We start from the raw sequence: 18,814 nt of genomic DNA on the forward strand, positions 1-18,814 counted from the left end.
TTCAGGCGTTGACCGCGATCCGGGGATCGGGCAACCCGTCGGCTTGAGGATCGCGCAGCACATAGCCACGCCCCCAGACCGTTTCGATGTAATTCTCTCCTCCGGTTGCATTGCTCAACTTCTTGCGAAGCTTGCAAATGAACACGTCGATAATCTTCAATTCGGGTTCGTCCATGCCGCCATAGAGATGGTTCAGGAACATCTCCTTGGTCAGGGTGGTGCCCTTGCGCAGCGACAACAGTTCGAGCATCTGATATTCCTTGCCGGTCAGATGTACCGGCTGGCCGTCGACCTCGACCGTCTTGGCATCCAGATTGACCGAAATCTTGCCGGTGCGGATCACCGACTGCGAATGACCCTTGGAGCGGCGGATGATCGCGTGAATGCGTGCGACCAGTTCCTCGCGATGGAAGGGTTTGGTCAGGTAGTCGTCGGCGCCAAAGCCGAAGCCCTTGATCTTGCTCTCTGTATCGTCGACGCCGGACAGGATCAGGATGGGGGTTTCGATCCGCGACATGCGCAACTGGCGCAATACCTCATGCCCGTTCATGTCGGGCAGATTGATGTCGAGCAGGATCAGATCGTAATCATAAAGCTTCGCCAGGTCGATGCCTTCTTCGCCCAGATCGGTCGCATAGACGTTCAGATTGGCATGGGTCAGCATCAACTCGATGCTCTTGGACGTCGTCGGATCATCCTCGACTAGAAGTATGCGCATCTCAAGTTCTCCGCCTTAAACGCTATTCCGTACTGGAATTAACCGTGACGAATAAAGGTTAATCTGCCGTTACCGATATTCACATTATGTAAGATCAACCTAAAGTTGTCGATATCTTTTTAGCGCAGTCACCTTCAATGCATCTTTCCCGTGTTCGGCCAGGGCCGAGACCCAGCTGTTGAACTCCTCATCGCTCAAACCATAGGTCTGTTTGGCCTCTGTCAGCGTGATCAGCCCATAAATGACCCCCCGGACCACCGCGATCTTGCGCGATGCAACCCAACGGCGCGTATTGGCCGGCGGCAAATCCGCGCGCGTCATGATAGAGCCATCCGGCAGGGTGACAGATCGGGGGCCTTCAACCTTTCGCAAGAACATCACCTATCCCTTCTTGTGTCAGGGCAACATTGGCGACAGCCTACTTAATGCCGGGTGAAACCGCCCCTTGAGAGTAGTTCGGATTTTCCTATATTCTGCCGGTCTCCCTTAATCTTCAGGAGTTGCCCGGATGGCGCTGGACACCGAAACGCCGCTGAACACGCTTGGCTTTGCCAAACCGCCCTCGGAAACGCGGGTGGTCGTTGCCATGTCGGGCGGCGTCGACAGTTCGGTCGTGGCCGCCTATCTGGCCGATCAGGGCTATGACGTGGTGGGCGTCACTTTGCAGCTATACGATCATGGCGCAGCCCTGGCCAAGAAAGGCGCCTGTTGCGCCGGGATCGACATCCATGACGCCCGCCGCGTCGCCGAAGAGCGCGGTTTTCCCCATTACGTGCTGGATTACGAGAACATCTTCAAGGATGCGGTGATCGACGAGTTCGCCGACAGCTATCTGGCCGGTGCCACACCGGTCCCGTGCATCCGCTGCAATGAACGGGTGAAGTTCAAGGACCTGCTGGAAACCGCCCGCGATCTCGAGGCCGACTGCATGGCCACCGGCCATTACATCCAGCGCAAGATAGGCCCGAACGGACCCGAGCTGCATTGTGCCGAGGATGCCAACCGCGACCAGTCCTATTTCCTGTTCTCGACCACGCCGGAACAGCTCGACTATTTGCGCTTTCCGCTGGGCCACCTGCCCTCCAAGGACGCGACCCGCGAAATGGCCGCGCAATATGGCCTGGCCGTGGCCGACAAGCCCGACAGCCAGGACATCTGTTTCGTGCCCAACGGCAACTATGCCAGCGTGATCGAAAAACTGCGCCCCGGCGCTGCTGAGCCGGGCGAGATCGTGCATGCCGATGGCCGCGTGCTGGGCAGTCACGAGGGCGTCATCCACTACACGATCGGCCAGCGCCGCGGTCTGGGCATCGGCGGCCTCAGCGATCCGCTTTATGTGGTGCGTCTGGACGTGGACAAGAAACAGGTTGTCGTCGGACCCAAGGAGATGCTGGCCACCCGCACCATTCCGGTGCGCGAGATCAACTGGCTGGGCGATGCGCCCTTTACCTCGCGCCCCGAATGGCACCTGTCGGTCAAGGTCCGCTCGACCCGCCCCCCGCGCGAGGCGATCGTGCGCCCGATCAGCGAGACCGAGGCCGAGGTGGAACTGTTGACGCCCGAGGAGGGCGTGTCGCCCGGACAGGCCTGCGTTTTCTATGAAAGCGACGGCAGCCGCATCTTTGGCGGCGGCTGGATCTGGCGTGGATATTGAGTCCCTTCAAACCCCGCGCCTGACGCTCTGCCCGATGCGGGCAGAGCATGCCCCTGCCCTGCATGCCGTCTTTGGCGATCCAGAGGCGATGCGCTTCTTTGGCGAGACCCATACCGATCTGGCACAGACCGAACGCTGGGTTGCCGGGACGCTGGCCGCACCGCCGGAAAGGTGCCGCGAATACGTGCTGCTTGAGGAGGGCGAGGCGATCGGCAAGGCGGGGCTGTGGGACGTGCCCGAGCTTGGCTTCTTTCTGCGCCGCGACCGCTGGGGCCAGGGGCTGATGCGCGAAGCCCTGAGCGCGCTCATACCGCATCTGTTCGCGACCCTGCCGCTTGATCATATCCGGGCCGATGTCGACCCGCGCAACGCCGCCTCGCTGGTGCTGTTGCACCAGCTTGGCTTTGTCGAGACCCATCGGGCCAGCCGAACGATCCAGATCGCCGGGGAATGGGCGGACAGCGTTTATCTGGAACTTTAACGGAGCAATGTCGGCGGCTAGCCCGGCAACCGGTCCAGCACCGCCTGCGCCGCGCGCAGACCCGGCGGGGTGCCGCCCCGGCCCAGACGCTCCATCGTCAGGCGCATCGCCGCATCCTGCGCGGCGGGGTCGGCATGCACTGCTGCCAGCCGCGCTGCGATGTTTTCGGGCGTGCAGGCGGGGCCCAGGCATTCCGGCACCACCCGCGTCTCGCTGACCAGATTGACCAGCGTCACCGTGTCGATGGTGACCATCCGTTCGGCGATCTTCTGGGTCAGCCAGTTCACCTTGTAGGCGATCACCATAGGCGTGCCCGCTGCTGCCAGTTCCAGCGACACCGTACCCGAGGCCGCCAATGCCAGATCAGCAGCAGCAAAAGCCGCGCGCTTGCGCATGGCGGCTTGCGCAGGCGCCAGCCCGCGCGGATCGACCAGCACCGGCGCACCGGGCCAATCGGCCACGTGCTGTGCCACCTGCTCGGCCACATGCGGCACCACCGGCACCACCACCCGCATATCGGGATGCTCCGGCAGGAACCGCCTGAGTGCCGCGCCAAAGACGGGCGCCAGCCGTTCGACCTCACCCCGCCGCGAGCCGGGCAGTGCCAGCAGCACCGGCGCCGCGCCCAGCCCCAGTTCGTCCCGCAGCGCGGCGATATCCTCCCCGGTCGCCTCGGGTTCGGTCACCACCGGGTGGCCGACAAAGTCGCACTCCATCCCGGCTCGCTCCATATAGGGCGGCTCAAAGGGCAACAGCGCCAGCACATGGTCGATGACCTTGGCCATCTTGTCGGCCCGCCCGGGCCGCCAGGCCCAGACGCTGGGCGCCACGTAATGCACGGTGCGGATATCGCTCGCCTCTTTGACCAGCCGCGCCACCCGCAGGCTGAAATCGGGGCTGTCGATGGTGATCATCACATCGGGACGCATCGCCAGCACCGCCTGGGCGGTCTCGGCGATGCGGCGCTTGAGGTGGAAATATTTCGGCAGCACCTCGACCAGACCCATAATCGAAAGCTCGGCCATGGGAAAGCGGCTTTCCAGCCCCTCCGCCTCCATCGCGGGTCCACCGACCCCGTCAAACTGCACATCGGAGCAGAGCTGACGCAGGCCCGCCATCAGCGCTCCGCCAAGCCGGTCGCCCGAAGGTTCGCCCGCAAGGATAAAGACGCGCATCAGGCGTCCGGTCCCGCAACAAACAGAAAGAGGCCCAGCCGGTCACATTCCGCGATCACCCGGTCACGCTCCAGCACGATGACGCCGCCCGCTGCGATCACCAGCCCCGAGAGGCCCGCCACCACGGCGGCGGTGACGGTATCGGGGCCGATGGTGGGCAGATCGGCGCGCCGGTCCTGATCGGGTTTCGGCGCCTTGTACAGCACTCCACCGCCCGCATCGGGACGTTGGCCAAGGGTTCCCAGCATCCAGTTGGTGCCAAAGACGCTTTCGACCGCCAGCGCCTGTCCGCGATGTGCCACACAGGCCTGTCCGATATCGGCGGCCGACATGGCAGCCACGATCTCGGCGCCGCGCTTGGCATCCGCCAGCTCCGCAGGCCCCGGCTGCGCCTTGGTCGGGCATCCTGGGGGCATCAACAGATCGGGGGCGATCTCATGCGCGGCGCGCACCGCCAACCCGGCGCTTTCGAATATCCCCATCACCGCCCTCAGCGCGCCATCGTCGCCCGAGGTCAGCGCCTGCTGGATCACCGGCACCAGTGGCAGCGTCGCAGCATCGATCCGAGCCGGGTCCACCGCCGGTCGCCCCACCGCGCCGGCAAGGCAGATCTCGCTCACCCCGCGCGCCTTGAGGTCCGCCAACAGCGAGCCCAGATGCTCGATCGGGAACGGGATATCGACCGCGAGCCGTTCCGGTAAAAAGCCTTCCATCGCGCAAATCAACGGCAGTTCGGGCAGGCGGGCGACCAGTTCCTCGGGCAGCGCCCCTGTCCCTGCGATCAGCGCCAGCATGTCACTTGCCCGGCGTCAAATAGGACCGGTCGGTCTGGCCCAGAATGAACTCGGCGATCTCGCGCACATAGTCGCTGTCGAACTCCTCGCCCATGCGGCGGGCGCGATCCTGAAAGGTGCCCTCGCCCTGGGCCAGCATCTGAAAGGCGGCGCGCAACTGGGTGATGTCCGAGCGGGCCACGCCGCGCCGTTTCAGCCCGATCAGGTTCAGCCCGTCCAGCTCGCCGCGCGGCGCCTGCACCAGGCCATAGGGAATGACGTCATTGGGGACCATGGTCAGCGCACCGATGATGGCGCCGCGCCCGACCCTGACCCATTGATGCAGGCCCGAGATACCGCCGATGATGACGTCATCCTCAACAATGCAATGGCCCGCGGCGCCCGCATGGTTGACCATGATCACCCGGTTGCCCAGCTGGCAATCATGCGCCACATGACAACCCGCCATCAACAGGCAGTCATCCCCGATCCGGGTGACGCCGCCACCCCCGGCGGTGCCCGCGTTCACGGTCACATGTTCGCGAATGCGGTTGCGGGCACCGATCACGACGCTGGTTTCCTCGCCGCCGAATTTCTTGTCCTGCGGGATCTCGCCGATCACCGCAAAGCTGAAGATCACGCTGTCCTCGCCCACGGTGGTGTCACCGGTGACAACCACATGGCTCTTCAACTCGACCCGGTCGCCCAGAACTACTTTTGGCCCCACGATGCAGAACGGACCGATCACGCAATCGGCGCCGATCTGCGCGCCCTCTTCGATGATGGCGCTGGGATGGATCTGGCTCATGTGCTTTTCTCTCCGGTCAGGTCCACATAGGCCGAGAATTCGGCCTGTGCCGCCACCTCGCCATCCACAGTGGCAGTGCCACGGAACTTGAAGATCTTGCCGCCCATCTTGCCGCGCAGGGTTTCCACATGCATCTTCATGACATCGCCCGGCACAACCTTGCGGCGGAATTTGCAGTTGTCGATATTCATGAAGTAGATCAGCAACTCGCTGTCGACGATATCCATGCCCACACCCAGCATCACACCGGCGGTCTGGGCCATCGCCTCGACGATGGTGACACCGGGCATGATCGGCGTGCCGGGGAAATGGCCTTGGAAATGCGGCTCGTTCATGGTGACGTTCTTGATCCCAACGGCCGAACTGTAACCGTCGATCTCGACAACCTTGTCCACCAGCAGAAACGGATAGCGGTGCGGCAGGATCCGCTGGATCAGCTGGATATCGGCGCTCTTGGTCTCGGTGGTCATGCTGCACTGTTCCTGTTCTTGTCGGTCTTGATCCGGGATTAGCAAGACTGGCCGCAATCGGCAAGCAAGCGCAAACAGGCGCTAATCCCGACGCAGGGCGCTGCCGTCGCCAATGGCCGCGTCGATGCGGCTGATCGCGATGGCGGTGATATCGGTGGTGTCGAGGCTGAGGAATACTGTCGAGCGCTCCAGGATCACGCTGGCCCCGGTGTCGCGCATCAGCGCCGCAAGGATCGGCCGGGCCAGTTCGACAAAGGTGGCGCGGGCCTCTTCGCCGCGCGCCTCCAGCGCCTGCCGCTTGGCGGTCTGGTTCTCACGATGGGCCTGCACCTTGACGTCGAAGGCTTCGGCCAGCAGCCGGAACGCCTGCGGCTCCAGCTCGGTCCGGCGCTGGGTCAACTCCTGCTCCTCGCGGCTCAACTCGGCCACGATCCGCTCGTTCTCGGCCGCCAGAAGCGCGCCTTCGGCCTCGATCTCGTCGATGATGCGGCGGCCATAGGCGGATTTCACGAACAGGATTTCACCCGAGATGGTCAGCACCTCGTGGCGCGGCAGGCCCAACTGTTGCGCACCCACGAGCGACGGCAGTGCCATAAACAGCAGCAGGGCCCCCAAGAGGCCCCGCATTGCCTGCCCTGTTTGCCAAGGCCGCATGCCGTGATCAGAACCGCGCCTGAATGGTCAGGTCGAAGGACTGTTCCTTGTCAAAGGTCTCTTTCTTGAGCGCCTTGGAGAAGTTGAAGCGCAGCGGGCCAAAGGCGGTGGTCCAGAGCAGCGAGAAGCCGATCACATGACGGAACGAGCCATCCGCACCGACAATGGTGCCACCGGCGGTGTTGACGTCGCTCAGGTCCCAGACGTTGCCAACGTCGTAGAACACGCCGCCACGCAGACCCAGTTCCTCGGGCAGGCCCAGCGGGAATTCCGCCTCGAACCGTGCCACCGCATAATAGTTGCCGCCAATCGCGTCATCGACCCCGTTGGACAGGTCGCGCGGACCGACACCGGCGGGCTCAAACCCGCGGAAAGTGTTCGGGCCGATCACGAAACGGTCGACCGCACGGCTGAACCCGCTGCCCTGCCAGCTGAACGCGCCCAGGTCGAGCGAGGCCCGCAGCGTGATCTCTTCGTGCCAGACACGGGTCTGGGCGATGGCCTTGGCCGAGGTCTTGATATATTCGTTGTCGCCGCCCAGACCGGCCGCATCGACGCCGACCTCGAACAGCACACCCGCATTGGGGTTCAAGCCACCGATCCGGCTGTCATAGGTATAGGTCAGCCCCAACGCGCTGGATGATTTCTTGCCCTGCGCGATTTCGCTTGCGATCACCGCGCCGCTGACCGTGGTCGCGGTCCGCTGCACCATCTCGCTGGCCTCCCAGCGATAGCGCAGTTGCAGGGTCGACAACTCGCCCAGTCGGAAGGTCAGGCCGGGCGCAAAGAAGGCCCGCTCGGTGTCATAGCTGGCAAAGCTGGAATTGGTGTTCGCCACGCCGAGGTCGATGTCAAAGCGCAGGTCGCGACCCAACAGCTGCGGCTCGGTGAACGAGAGCACATATTGCTCGGCATCCTGCGCGGTCGACAGGGTCAGGCCCAGCCGCTGGCCGCGACCCAGCCAGTTGTCCTCGGTCAGGCCGATGGCCACACCGAAACCGTCCGAGACCGAGTAGCTGCCGCCGAAGCTGAGCGAGCCGGTCGGCTTTTCCTCGACATCCACATCGACGATGACCTGAGCCGGGGTCGATCCCTCGCGGGTTTCCACGTTGGCATCGGCGAAGAAGCCCAGCGCGCGAATGCGCTCGGCGCTTTCGCGAATCTCGCGCGGATTGAACGGGTCGCCTTCGACGGTGCGGAACTGACGACGGATCACCTGATCCAGCGTGGTGGTGTTACCCTCGATATCGATCCGTTCGACAAAGATGCGCGGTCCCTTGACCAGCGCGAATTCGATATCCAGCGTCAAATCGCGGTCGTTGCGCTTGATCCGAGGTTCGACCCGCAGGAAATCGACCCCGTTCTTGAGGCCCAGACGCTCCATACGGGCGATCGAATTCTCGACAAGGCTAGGCGAATAGACCACGCCCGGCTTGATCTTGAGCACGTCCTGATAGGCCGGTGCCTCGACACCGGGGATCTCGCTGACGGTGGTGATATTGCCAAACGAGAACTGCTGCCCCTCGGTCACATCCATGATCAGGAAGAAGGCGTCGCGTTCGCGGGTGAATTCCACGTTGGCGCTGTTGACGCGGAAATCGACATAGCCGCGCGACAGGTAGAAATCGCGCAGCACCTGTTTGTCGAATTCGATCCGGTCGGCGATGAAGGTGTCCGAGCGGATAAAGGTGCGCAGCAATCCGGCCTGCTTGGTCTCGAGAATCCGGCGCAGACGGCGATCGGAAAAGGCGCGGTTGCCGACAAAGCTGACGCGCTCGATCTCGATCGTGTCGCCTTCGGAGATCTCAAACACCAGATCGACGCGGTTGTCGCTGCGGCGGATGATGCGCGGCACCACGGTGGCGGCGACGCGGCCCTGGGTCGAATAGATCTCTGCGATGGTGGCGGCGTCGCGCTCGGCCTGTTCGGGGGTAAAGACGCGGCGCGACTGCGAACCGATGGCGCCTTCGAGCGTCTCATCCTTGACCCGACGGTTGCCCTCGAAATTGATCCGGTTGATGGTCGGATGCTCGACCACCTTCACCACCAGAGTGTTGCCTTGCGGAATCAGCTCGACTGTTTCGAAAACGCCACTGTCAAGCAAACGCTGATAGGCATCGTTGAGCGCCCCGGCCGAGACCGTCTTGCCCCGTTCGATTCCCATCCGGGCGACGATGGTCGAGGTCTCGATACGCTGGTTTCCGTCGACCTGAACCGTATTGAACCGGTAATCCTGCGCCTGCGCGTCCTGCGGCAGGGCAGTAAAGGTCATTGCTGTGACAAGAAAAATTGCGGAGACGGAATTCAACAACATATGGCGGCTGGAAATGCCCGTACCGCAGTATGTACCTGCGCCTCTCCCGTTATGCATCTTTTTTCAACCCAGTTTGCAGCAGTCTTTCATCTGTCAGTACCGGGATTGGCCGGGGTTGTCAAAAGCCCAAAACGAAAGACGCGGCCTCGAGGACCGCGTCTTGTACATGAGAGCGAGAGAGCGGGTCAAAGACTGCCCAGATAGGCCCCCAGAAACAGCGCTGCCGCGATTGCGCCCACAAACAGGATACGATCCCAGTTGAGCTGCATCACCAGGCCAAGACCACGATACGATTGTTGCAAGACATGCATCTTTCACGCTCCTGCTAGTTTCCCAAGTTCTGCTCAGGTTAGCCCCTGAATGTGGCGAGACTTGGGCGCATTCACGCTTTGTTGAGAATTGACGTCTCGTCAGCAGAACAGATCGTTACTGAGCGAGAACAGCATCAGCGACAGGATGAGGGTGATCCCCAGCGCCATCAACACCCGCAGCACATTGTCGCTGGGCGGTTTGCCGGCCACTGCCTCGTAGGCATAGAACACCAGATGGCCACCATCCAGCGCCGGGATCGGGAACAGGTTGAGCAACCCCACCGCCGTCGACAGTACCGCGATGAAAGCGATGAAGCTTTGCGCGCCCTGGCTGGCCACCGCGCCCGAGGCCTGGGCGATGCCCACCGGACCCGAGATGTTGCAGGTGGAAATCTGCCCCGCGATCATGTGCCAGAGCCCAGAGAGCGAGGAGTAGACGATATCGCCGGTGCGGCTGACCCCGGTGGCCAGCGCCGCCAGCGGGCCGGGCGTTTCGGTCGCCGGATCAAAGGCCTGACCGCTGGCCACACCGATCCGCCAGTTGGTCTCGTACCCGCCTTCGGGCTTGGGGCTGTCGGTGCGGCGTGGCACCAGCAGCAGTTGGAGCATCTCGCCCTCGCGCCAGACATCCAGCAGCAGCGGCTTGCCGTCCGACCCCTCGACGATGTCCTTGAGCTGACGGAAGGCCACGATCGCTTCGCCGTCGATAGCGCGGATCACGTCGCCCGAGCGCAGCCCGGCATCCTGCGCGGCGCTGCGCGGCACCACAGAGCCGACGAGCGCCGGGAAGAACTGCGGACCGGTCGCCGTAACCTCTGCCCCGTCGCGCATCACGGAGTATTCAAGCTGCGCCGCCAGCGGCAGCGCGCCTTCGAAATCGCGCCAGGCGGCGCCTTCCTCGGCATCGCTGGCGAAATCCGGCCCCGGCAGCGGCACGCCGCCCACCGACAGGATGGTATCGCCGGGGCGCAGGCTGGTCTCGACACCGGGCAGATCGCGGATCTCGGCCACTGTCAACGGCTCGACCGGGGCGCCGCGGGTCATGAAGATGACCGCGAACACCAGGATCGACATTACGAAATTGAACAGCGGTCCCGCCGCCACGGTCGCCGCCCGCGCCCAAAGCGGCGCGCCATGCATGGTGCGACGCAGGTCACCGGGGTTGCGGCGATAGATCTCGGCCATGCTCTCGCCATCCTTGCCCGATGCGGCATTGGCGTCGCCCAAAAACTTGACGTATCCGCCGAAAGGCAGCAGCGCAATTTGCCAGCGGGTGCCGCGCCGGTCCACGCGGCTCCACAACACCGGTCCGAACCCGATCGAGAACACCTCGGCATGGATGCCGGACCAGCGCCCGACGATGTAATGGCCATATTCATGCACCGCGACGATGACCGACAAGGCCACCACAAAGGCCGCAATAGTATAGAGAAGGCTGCCGAATTGCGGGATCAGTCCAATAACGTCCAAAATCTTACCCTGCTCGTTTTGCCAATGCGGCGTCGACCCTTTGACGCGCCAGATGGTCTGTTTGGGTCACAGTATCAAGGGTCATTGGGGCATCAATGAGGCCGGGATCGGACTCAAACCGGTCCAGAACGACCTCGACCAGATGCGCCATGTCGAGAAAGCCGATACGCCCGGCGATGAAATGATCGAGCGCGCGTTCCTTGGCGGCGTTGAACACCGCGCCCGACAGCCCGCCCCGCGCCATCACCCGCCGCGCCAGCCGCAAGGCGGGATAGCGGGCATCGTCCGGGGCACGGAAATTGAGCTGCCCCAAAGCGGCGAGATCAAGCCGCGCCACCGGCAGGTCGCGCCGTTCCGGCCAGTGCAGCGCATAGCCGATGGCATGCCGCATGTCGGGCGCACCCAGATGCGCCATCAACGCGCCATCACGAAAGCCAACCAGCGCATGCACCATGGATTCGGGATGCACGATGACCTCGATCCGATCCGAGTCGATCCCGAAAAACTCCCGAGTTTCAATGACCTCCAGCGCCTTGTTGAACATGGACGCGCTATCGATGGTGATGCGCTGGCCCATGTCCCAGTTGGGGTGCTGGGCGGCTTCCTGGGCAGTGGCCCCGGCCAGCCGTTCCAGCGGCCAGTCGCGGAAGGCCCCGCCCGAGGCGGTGATGACGATCCGTTCGACCGCCGCCATGTCCTCGCCCACCAGCGCCTGGAACACCGCCGAATGCTCGCTGTCCACCGGCAGCAGCCGGGCGCCATGGCGACGCGCGGTTTCCAGCACCAAAGGCCCCGCGCAAACGAGCGTCTCCTTGTTGGCCAGCGCCAGAGTGGCGCCCTGTTCCAGCGCCGCCAGCCCAGGCGCCAGCCCCGCCGCGCCGACAATGGCCGACATCACCCAATCCGCCGGGCGCGCGGCCGCCTCGATCAGCGCCGCCGGTCCCGCCGCCGCCTCGACCCCGCTGCCGGCGAGCGCCGCGCGCAAGTCGTGCAGGCGCTCGGGAAAGGCGGTCACGGCCACATCAGCACGCAGCCGCCGGGCATCCGCAGCCAGTCGCGCGATATTGGCGCCACCGCTCAGCGCCACCACGTCGTAAGCGTCGGGATCGCGGGCTATCAGGTCGATGGTGTTTTGCCCGATGGAACCGGTAGCCCCGAAGATCGAGACCCTGCGCGCAGACCCCGCTTGCATCACAGCCCCCCAAGCGTACGCAGCAGCCCGGCCAGCAGTACAAAAACCGCCGCCCCCATCATCCCGTCAAACCGGTCGAGAAAGCCGCCATGGCCGGGGATCAGGTTGGAACTGTCCTTGACCCCCATCTTTCGCTTCAGCGCACTTTCAGCGATATCCCCCGCCTGGCTGGCCATCGAGGCCAGCACCGACAGCACCAGCAGACCGACGCCCAACCCTGCATATATCGCGAAGCCACCGCCAATCAGCGCGGCAGCGGCCCAGCCGCCCGCCGTCCCCGACCAGGTCTTTTTCGGGCTGACGCGCGGCCAGAACTTGGGCCCGCCGATCATCTTGCCCACGAAGTACCCCGCCACGTCGGTGGCGACCACCACCAGCACCAGCCACAGCATCCAGTCGAGGCCCATGACCTCGCGGATCCAGATGAAGCCAAGCCCGGCAAAGGCGATCCAGAGCGCGAAAACCGCGTAAAGCCCCTTGTATCGGGCCACCTGCCCGGCGCCCACCAGCGCCGGCGCCACCAGAACCGGCAGCCGGTAAAGCGGCGGAAGGTGATAGGCCAGCAGCACCGCAAATCCGGTCAGCAGCGCCATCTGCACAGCCGCCCCGGCCCGCTCGGGCGCGATCATCCGCATCAGTTCCCAGACCATCAGACCGGTCACGATAGCGATGAAGCTTTCAAACCACAGACCGCCCAGCCACAGCTCGACCCCGGCTACGGCGGCCAGCACCACGGCCGAACCCAGCCGAGCGGCCAAGTCGGACCAACGACTCTCGCTCATGCCCTGACCGCGCCGAACCTGCGGTCGCGGCTCCCATAGCTTTGGCACAGCCGGGCCAGCTCCTCGGCGGTGAAATCGGGCCAGAGCGTGTCGATGAATTCGTATTCGGAATAGGCCGACTGCCAGAGAAGGAAGTTCGAGATCCGAGCCTCGCCGCTGGTGCGGATCACCAGGTCGGGATCGGGCAGCACGCGTGTGTCAAGGTAGCGCGGCAGCGTCTCCTCGTCCACGTCCTCTGGTTTAAGCCGGCCTTCGGCAACGTCGCGGGCCAGGCGGCGGGTGGCACGGGCCACCTCGTCGCGGCCGCCATAGTTGAGCGCGATGGTCAGATGCACGCTGTCATTCTCGCGGGTCTGCTCTTCGAGCGTGTCCATCAGCGCGATCAGCTTGGCATCCAGCCGCACCCGGTCGCCGATAAAGCGCACGCGGACCCCGCGCGCATGCAGCGCCCGGGTCTCCTTGGCGATATAGCGGCGAAAGAGGCTCATCAGCCCGGCCACCTCGACCTGGGTCCGTTTCCAGTTCTCGGTCGAAAAGGCGAATATCGTCAGATACTTGATGCCCAGTTCGGGACAGGCCTCGACCACCTCGCGCACGCGGCGGGCACCGGCATGGTGGCCGAACAGGCGCGGACGGCCCCGTGCCTGGGCCCAACGACCATTGCCATCCATGATGATGGCGACGTGACGCGGGCCGGAGCCGTGCGCGGGAGCGGGGTCATGGGCCATCTGGTGCGGCTCAGACCTGCATGATTTCGGCTTGCTTGGTCTCAAGCGCGCCGTCGACCGCCTTGATCATCTTGTCGGTCAGTTCCTGCACCTCGGCCTCCCAGAACTTCTGATCGTCCTCGGACATGCCGTCGGCCTTGGCCTTCTTGATCTGGTCCATGCCGTCGCGGCGCACGTTGCGGATGGCGACGCGGGCGTGTTCGGCATATTGACCGGCAACCTTGGTCAGCTCGCGGCGGCGTTCCTCGTTCAGTTCGGGGATCGGCAACATGATGATGGTGCCGTTGAGCTGCGGGTTGATGCCCAGCCCGCTTTCGCGGATCGCCTTCTCGACCTTGCCCACCATCGACTTGTCCCAGACATTGATGGTGACCATGCGCGGCTCGGGCACGTTGACGGTGCCGATCTGGTTGATCGGGGTCATCTGTCCATAGGCCTCGACCTGGATCGGCTCCAGCATCGAGCCCGAGGCGCGACCGGTGCGCAGCGAGGCGAACTCGGTCTTGAGGTTGGCCATGGCGCCATCCATGCGGCGCTTGAGATCGTCGGTGTCGAGTTCGAAATCGTCAGACATGCTGCTCTCTCCTCTGCTTGAGGTCCTGTTTCTTGGGTCTTAAGCCATCCAGATTGGGTTGTATAGCAATCTTGGCCCACCTCCTGTGGCCAGACGCCCGACCGCTGTGGTCAGCCCTGTACCTTGGTATAGGTGCCCTCGCCCGCCAGGATGCCGCGGAAACCGCCCGGCTCGTCCAGTGAAAAGACGATCAGCGGCAGGTTGTTGTCGCGCGCCAGCGCGATGGCCGAGGCATCCATCACCTTGAGCCGCTTGGCCAGCACCTCATCATAGCTGATCTCGTCATAGCGCACCGCGTCGTCATGCAGCGCCGGGTCCTTGTCATAGACGCCGTCAACGCCGTTCTTGCCCATGAAGATCGCCTCACAGGCCATTTCATTGGCGCGCAGGGTGGCGGCGGTGTCGGTGGTGAAATAGGGATTGCCGGTGCCGGCGGCAAAGATGCAGACCCGCTTCTTCTCGAGGTGGCGCACGGCGCGGCGGCGGATATAGGGTTCGGCCACCTCATCCATCCGAATGGCCGAGATCACCCGGGTAAACACGCCCAGCCCTTCGAGCGCGGCCTGCATTCCCAGCGCGTTCATCACCGTGGCGAGCATTCCCATATAGTCGGCGGTGGTGCGCTCCATCCCCTGGGCGGCGCCGCTGAGACCGCGAAAGATATTGCCGCCCCCGATCACCATGCAGATCTCGACCCCCATGTCATGCACGGTTTTGACCTCTTCGGCGATCCGCCTGACGGTGGGCGGGTGCAGGCCGAATCCCTGATCCCCCATCAGCGCCTCGCCCGAGATCTTCAGCATCACGCGTTTATACCTGGTTTGCGAGGGATCGGACGGGGTTTCAGGGGATGTGGACGAGGTCATGTTGCGCTCCGCTTTGGCACCGGTCTATTTTCCGGCGCAAAATGGAGGAAAACCCCGATGGGTTCAATGCGGCATGGCCCCTGTCGGGCAAATGAGATGAACCGGGGCGCGCGGTCATGGCTGTAGGCCCCGCCCTGCCCCCGATCCCCGAGGGTGCACCGGTGCTGATCGCGGGGCCGACCGCCTCGGGCAAATCGGCGCTGGCGCTGGAGATTGCCGAGCGGTTCGGTGGCGTCATCGTCAATGCCGATGCCAGCCAGGTCTATGACTGCTGGCGCGCAATCAGCGCGCGGCCCTCGCCCGACGAGGAAGCGCGCGTACCCCATCGCCTCTATGGGCATCTGCCCTATGATGCGCCCTATTCCGCCGGACATTGGCTGCGCGAGGTGACACCCCTGTTGAACGGCCCCCACAGGCCGATCATCGTGGGCGGCACCGGGCTCTACTTTACCGCGCTGACCGAGGGCATGGCCGATATCCCCGCCACCCCGCCCGATATCCGGGCTGAGGCGGACACCCTGCCGCTCGACACGTTGCTGGCAGGGATCGACCTGGCCACCGCAGCCGGGCTGGACCGGATGAACCGCGCCCGAGTGCAGCGCGCCTGGGAGGTCGAGCGCGCCACCGGGCGGGCCCTGCATCTGTGGCAAGCGGACACGCCGCCGCCGCTGCTGCCACTGGCGCGCACGGTGCCATTGGTGCTTGAGGTGGACAAGCTCTGGCTGTGGGACCGGATCGCGCGCCGGTTCGACCAGATGCTGGACGAGGGCGCGCTGGCAGAGGTGGCCGCGATGGCCGACCGGTATGACCCGGCGCTGCCCGCCTTCAAGGCGATTGGCGTGCCCGAGTTGATGGCGCATCTGCGCGGTGAGATCACGCTGGACGCGGCGCGCGAATGTGCCAGCATCGCCACGCGCCAATATGCCAAGCGGCAACGCAGCTGGTTCCGCGCCCGCATGGGCGACTGGCACCACTTGCCCGCCGGCGGCTAGGCGGTTGGCATTGACCACAAGCGCTGGCAGGATCGCACCCCATGGCCCATGACCCCGCCGAGATAGCAGATATCCGCCTGTCGACGCTGGCGCAGCTGATGCCACTAGGGCGCTGGCAGCTGGAGCTTGCGCATGACCGGGGGCACCATCTGTTGCTGTGGGTGACGCGGGGCCAGGGGACCGGGCTGCTGGACGGCGGACGGATCGGGTTCGGCGCCCATAACGCGCTGTTTGTTCCGGCCCGGCACCTGATGGCGCTCGATCCGGGCCGCGGCTGTCTGGGGCAGGTGCTGCTGATCCCCGCGAACAGCGCGATCTCCCTGCCCACGCGACCGCTGCTGCTGCGCGTCCGCGCGGCGGCGGAGCAGACCGAACTGACCGGCCTGCTCGACGCGCTTTCGCGGGAGCAGACCGGCACCCGCCCGCTGCGCGACACCGCGATCGAAAGCTGGGCGCAACTGACGGCGGTCTGGTTGCGCCGTCACGCCGGACAAGACGAGCTGCGCCACCCCGGCGACCGCGCCCGCGACCTGACCCGACGCTACGGCGCGCGGCTGACCGAAACCTTTGACAGCGGCGCTACGGTGGCCGAGCACGCCGCCGCGCTGTCAGTCTCGCCCGAACACCTGACCCGCCTGTGCAAAACCGCGACCGGAATGGGGGCCGCCGAGGTGCTGCACCAGCGGCTGGACCATGCCGCACGCGGGCACCTATGCGGCGGCAACGCCGCCATCGGCGACATTGCACGGCATCTGGGATTCGCCAGTGCCGCGGTGTTTTCCCGATTTGTCAGTCGCCGTTCCGGCCTGTCTCCCCGCGCGCTGCGCGGAAGGATTGCTACGAAATAGACACTCCTGTCTATTTTAGCTGAACATATGAAGGAATTCGACGCGCGAATGTCGCTTTTTGACCAAGTTGTGACGAAACCAATCATTGACGCAGGCCGGAATCTATTGCGGAATAGGCGCATGGGGACGCCAGAATTCCATCGGACGGGAACAGACCCGCAGCAGCGCAGCCGGCGCCACACGGGCCGCAGACCGACCGCTAACTGAAAAAGTCACAGGGAGACTTTCATGACCACACACGAAACCCGCCAGCAGCCGGTACACTGGGCTGCCGAAATGCATGCGCAGGAGTTCCGCGACGGCAAACTGAGCCGCCGTGAATTCCTGACCCGCGCCACCGGCCTGGGTGTCAGCGCCGCCGCAGCCTATGGGCTGATCGGTCTGACCGCGCCGACCCCTGCTGTCGCCTCCGAAGCCAAGCAGGGCGGCACCCTGCGCGTTCAGATGAACGTGCGCGAACTCAAGGATCCGCGCACCTATGACTGGTCCGAACTGGGCAACGAAACCCGCGGCACCATGGAATATCTGGTCGAGTACAACTCGGACGGTACCTTCCGCGGCATCCTGCTGGAAAGCTGGGAGATCAACGACGACGCCACCGTCTACACCCTGAATGTCCGCAAGGGCGTCAAGTGGAACAATGGCGATGATTTCACCGCCGATGACGTGGCGCGAAACATCGCCCGCTGGTGCGACAAGAGCTCGGAAACCAACTCGATGGCGGGCCGTTTCGCCAGCCTGATCGACGCCGACAGCGGCCAGGCGATCGACGGGGCGATCGAAGTGGTCGACAGCCACACCGTGCGCCTGAACCTGCCGAGTTCGGACATTTCGCTGATCGCGGGCATGTCGGACTATCCGGCAGCCATCGTACATAGCTCGTTCAGCGAAAGCGACCTGACCAACAATGTGGGCACCGGCCCCTATGTGATCGAAGAGCTGGAAGTGGGCGTGAAATGCACCCTGGTGCGTAACGAGAACCACACCTGGTGGGGCGAGGCGGTGTTCGGCCGTCCGGCACTCGACCGGATCGAGTATATCGACTATGGCACCGACCCGTCGGCCTGGTTGTCGGCTCTGGAATCCGACGAAGTCGATATGCTGCACGAATCCGTCGGTGAATTCATCGACGTGATGGATGGCCTCGGCTACGCCAAGTCCGAAGTTGTGACCATGAGCACCGTGGTGGTGCGTCCGAACCAGCTGGCCGAAGTCGACGGCGTGAAACCCTATGCCGACAAGCGCGTGCGCCAGGCCATTTCGATGGCGGTGGACAACGCCATCTGTCTGGAACTGGGCTATGGCGGGCGCGGCGCGCCGGCTGAAAACCACCATGTCGGCCCGAGCCACCCGGAATATGCCGCCCTGCCCGCGCGCAAGCACGATCCCGCCGCGGCCAAGGCCCTGATGGAAGAAGCCGGGATGATGGATTTCGAACACGAGATCGTCTCCATCGACGACGACTGGCGCCGCAACACCACCGATGCCGTGGCCGCACAGCTGCGCGACGCGGGCTTCAAGGTGAAGCGGACGGTTCTGCCCGGCTCGACCTTCTGGAACGACTGGACCAAGTATCCGTTCAGCTCGACCAACTGGAACCACCGTCCTCTTGGCGTGCAGATCTGGGCGCTGGCCTATCGTTCGGGCGAAGCCTGGAACGAGTTCGGCTGGGCCAACCCCGAGTTCGACGCCATCCTGGCCGAGGCGCTGGCGCTGGCCGATGCCGACAAGCGGCGTGAAGTTGTCGCCCGGGGCGAGGCCCTGATCCAGGAGGAAGGCGTGACCATCCAGCCCTATTGGCGCGCGCTCTACCGCCACATGAAAGAGGGTCTGGTGGGCACCGACATGCACATCGCCTTTGAACACCACCACTACAAGTGGGGCTGGGCGGCCTGATCGGCCACCACCACCCGATATCGACCGGAGCGCGCCTTTGGGCGCGCTCCTCCAGCCGCAGCACCGCCCCGCCCTCTTCCGGGGTCCAGACGCCGAAACCAAGGGCGC

Annotated in this window: 20 protein-coding genes; 5 read left to right on the forward strand and 15 right to left on the reverse strand. The window is 64.4% G+C overall.

Annotated features, from left to right (window positions below; all coding sequences use genetic code 11):
- Position 1: 1 nt before the first annotated feature.
- Together ctrA and sciP are read right to left on the reverse strand one after the other, a co-directional pair.
- Positions 2-718 carry a response regulator transcription factor CtrA gene (gene ctrA, locus AC2FNA_RS02245; protein WP_234136469.1) on the reverse strand — a complete coding sequence of 239 codons (717 nt, stop codon included), beginning with the start codon at positions 716-718 and terminating at the stop codon, positions 2-4.
- A gap of 99 nt (positions 719-817) precedes the next feature.
- Positions 818-1,096, reverse strand: a complete 279-nt coding sequence (gene sciP / locus AC2FNA_RS02250) for a CtrA inhibitor SciP (RefSeq protein WP_496824113.1) — start codon at positions 1,094-1,096, stop codon at positions 818-820.
- Positions 1,097-1,226: 130 nt separating this feature from the next.
- Here sciP and mnmA point away from each other — a divergent pair, with 130 nt between their 5' ends.
- Positions 1,227-2,372 carry a tRNA 2-thiouridine(34) synthase MnmA gene (gene mnmA / locus AC2FNA_RS02255; RefSeq protein WP_496824115.1) on the forward strand — a complete coding sequence of 382 codons (1,146 nt, stop codon included), beginning with the start codon at positions 1,227-1,229 and terminating at the stop codon, positions 2,370-2,372.
- Positions 2,362-2,853, forward strand: a complete 492-nt coding sequence (locus AC2FNA_RS02260; RefSeq protein WP_496824117.1) for a GNAT family N-acetyltransferase — start codon at positions 2,362-2,364, stop codon at positions 2,851-2,853. The genes mnmA and AC2FNA_RS02260 overlap by 11 nt, the downstream gene beginning before the upstream one ends.
- A 17-nt stretch (positions 2,854-2,870) precedes the next feature.
- Here AC2FNA_RS02260 and lpxB read toward each other — a convergent pair whose 3' ends face one another.
- The 13 genes from lpxB to pyrH form a co-directional block, all read right to left on the reverse strand.
- Positions 2,871-4,028: a lipid-A-disaccharide synthase gene (gene lpxB, locus AC2FNA_RS02265; RefSeq protein ID WP_496824118.1), complete on the reverse strand. Its 1,158-nt coding sequence runs from the start codon at positions 4,026-4,028 to the stop codon at positions 2,871-2,873.
- Positions 4,028-4,822 carry an LpxI family protein gene (locus AC2FNA_RS02270; RefSeq protein WP_496824120.1) on the reverse strand — a complete coding sequence of 265 codons (795 nt, stop codon included), beginning with the start codon at positions 4,820-4,822 and terminating at the stop codon, positions 4,028-4,030. The genes lpxB and AC2FNA_RS02270 overlap by 1 nt, the downstream gene beginning before the upstream one ends.
- Before the next feature lies 1 nt (position 4,823).
- A complete protein-coding gene (lpxA, locus tag AC2FNA_RS02275) occupies positions 4,824-5,609 on the reverse strand; it encodes an acyl-ACP--UDP-N-acetylglucosamine O-acyltransferase (protein ID WP_496824122.1) in 786 nt (261 codons plus the stop codon).
- Positions 5,606-6,079: a 3-hydroxyacyl-ACP dehydratase FabZ gene (gene fabZ / locus AC2FNA_RS02280; protein WP_234136461.1), complete on the reverse strand. Its 474-nt coding sequence runs from the start codon at positions 6,077-6,079 to the stop codon at positions 5,606-5,608. The genes lpxA and fabZ overlap by 4 nt, the downstream gene beginning before the upstream one ends.
- 81 nt (positions 6,080-6,160) lie before the next feature.
- Positions 6,161-6,706, reverse strand: a complete 546-nt coding sequence (locus tag AC2FNA_RS02285; RefSeq protein ID WP_496824124.1) for an OmpH/Skp family outer membrane protein — start codon at positions 6,704-6,706, stop codon at positions 6,161-6,163.
- A 34-nt stretch (positions 6,707-6,740) separates the two neighbouring features.
- The gene (bamA, locus tag AC2FNA_RS02290; RefSeq protein WP_496824126.1) at positions 6,741-9,104 is read right to left on the reverse strand and encodes an outer membrane protein assembly factor BamA; all 2,364 of its coding nucleotides are present in this window, start codon (positions 9,102-9,104) and stop codon (positions 6,741-6,743) included.
- A 128-nt stretch (positions 9,105-9,232) separates the two neighbouring features.
- A complete protein-coding gene (locus tag AC2FNA_RS02295) occupies positions 9,233-9,358 on the reverse strand; it encodes a hypothetical protein (RefSeq protein ID WP_496824128.1) in 126 nt (41 codons plus the stop codon).
- Between the two features lie 99 nt (positions 9,359-9,457).
- Positions 9,458-10,828, reverse strand: coding sequence for an RIP metalloprotease RseP (rseP, locus tag AC2FNA_RS02300; protein ID WP_496824130.1), 1,371 nt, complete (start codon positions 10,826-10,828; stop codon positions 9,458-9,460).
- Positions 10,829-10,832: 4 nt separating this feature from the next.
- Positions 10,833-12,020 (reverse strand): 1-deoxy-D-xylulose-5-phosphate reductoisomerase, encoded by a 1,188-nt coding sequence (gene dxr / locus AC2FNA_RS02305; protein ID WP_496824131.1) that lies wholly within the window; start codon positions 12,018-12,020, stop codon positions 10,833-10,835.
- Positions 12,020-12,802 (reverse strand): phosphatidate cytidylyltransferase, encoded by a 783-nt coding sequence (locus AC2FNA_RS02310; RefSeq protein ID WP_496824133.1) that lies wholly within the window; start codon positions 12,800-12,802, stop codon positions 12,020-12,022. Before AC2FNA_RS02310 ends, dxr begins: the two co-directional genes overlap by 1 nt.
- On the reverse strand, positions 12,799-13,530 hold the full coding sequence (gene uppS / locus AC2FNA_RS02315; RefSeq protein ID WP_496824135.1) for an undecaprenyl pyrophosphate synthase: 732 nt from the start codon (positions 13,528-13,530) through the stop codon (positions 12,799-12,801). Before uppS ends, AC2FNA_RS02310 begins: the two co-directional genes overlap by 4 nt.
- A gap of 10 nt (positions 13,531-13,540) precedes the next feature.
- Complete coding sequence (gene frr, locus AC2FNA_RS02320) at positions 13,541-14,104, reverse strand: ribosome recycling factor (protein ID WP_234136454.1); 564 nt, start codon at positions 14,102-14,104, stop codon at positions 13,541-13,543.
- 110 nt (positions 14,105-14,214) lie between these two features.
- Positions 14,215-14,970 (reverse strand): UMP kinase, encoded by a 756-nt coding sequence (gene pyrH / locus AC2FNA_RS02325; RefSeq protein ID WP_496824136.1) that lies wholly within the window; start codon positions 14,968-14,970, stop codon positions 14,215-14,217.
- A gap of 116 nt (positions 14,971-15,086) precedes the next feature.
- On the opposite strand from pyrH, the gene miaA reads away from it, so the two are divergent.
- The 3 genes from miaA (at position 15,087) to AC2FNA_RS02340 (ending at position 18,706) form a co-directional block, all read left to right on the forward strand.
- On the forward strand, positions 15,087-15,962 hold the full coding sequence (miaA, locus tag AC2FNA_RS02330; RefSeq protein ID WP_496824138.1) for a tRNA (adenosine(37)-N6)-dimethylallyltransferase MiaA: 876 nt from the start codon (positions 15,087-15,089) through the stop codon (positions 15,960-15,962).
- 41 nt (positions 15,963-16,003) lie between these two features.
- Positions 16,004-16,810: a helix-turn-helix transcriptional regulator gene (locus AC2FNA_RS02335; protein WP_496824140.1), complete on the forward strand. Its 807-nt coding sequence runs from the start codon at positions 16,004-16,006 to the stop codon at positions 16,808-16,810.
- Positions 16,811-17,038: 228 nt separating this feature from the next.
- Positions 17,039-18,706 carry an ABC transporter substrate-binding protein gene (locus AC2FNA_RS02340; RefSeq protein ID WP_496824142.1) on the forward strand — a complete coding sequence of 556 codons (1,668 nt, stop codon included), beginning with the start codon at positions 17,039-17,041 and terminating at the stop codon, positions 18,704-18,706.
- Positions 18,707-18,814 lie beyond the last annotated feature (108 nt).

This window comes from Ruegeria sp. YKSD163, assembly GCF_059612905.1.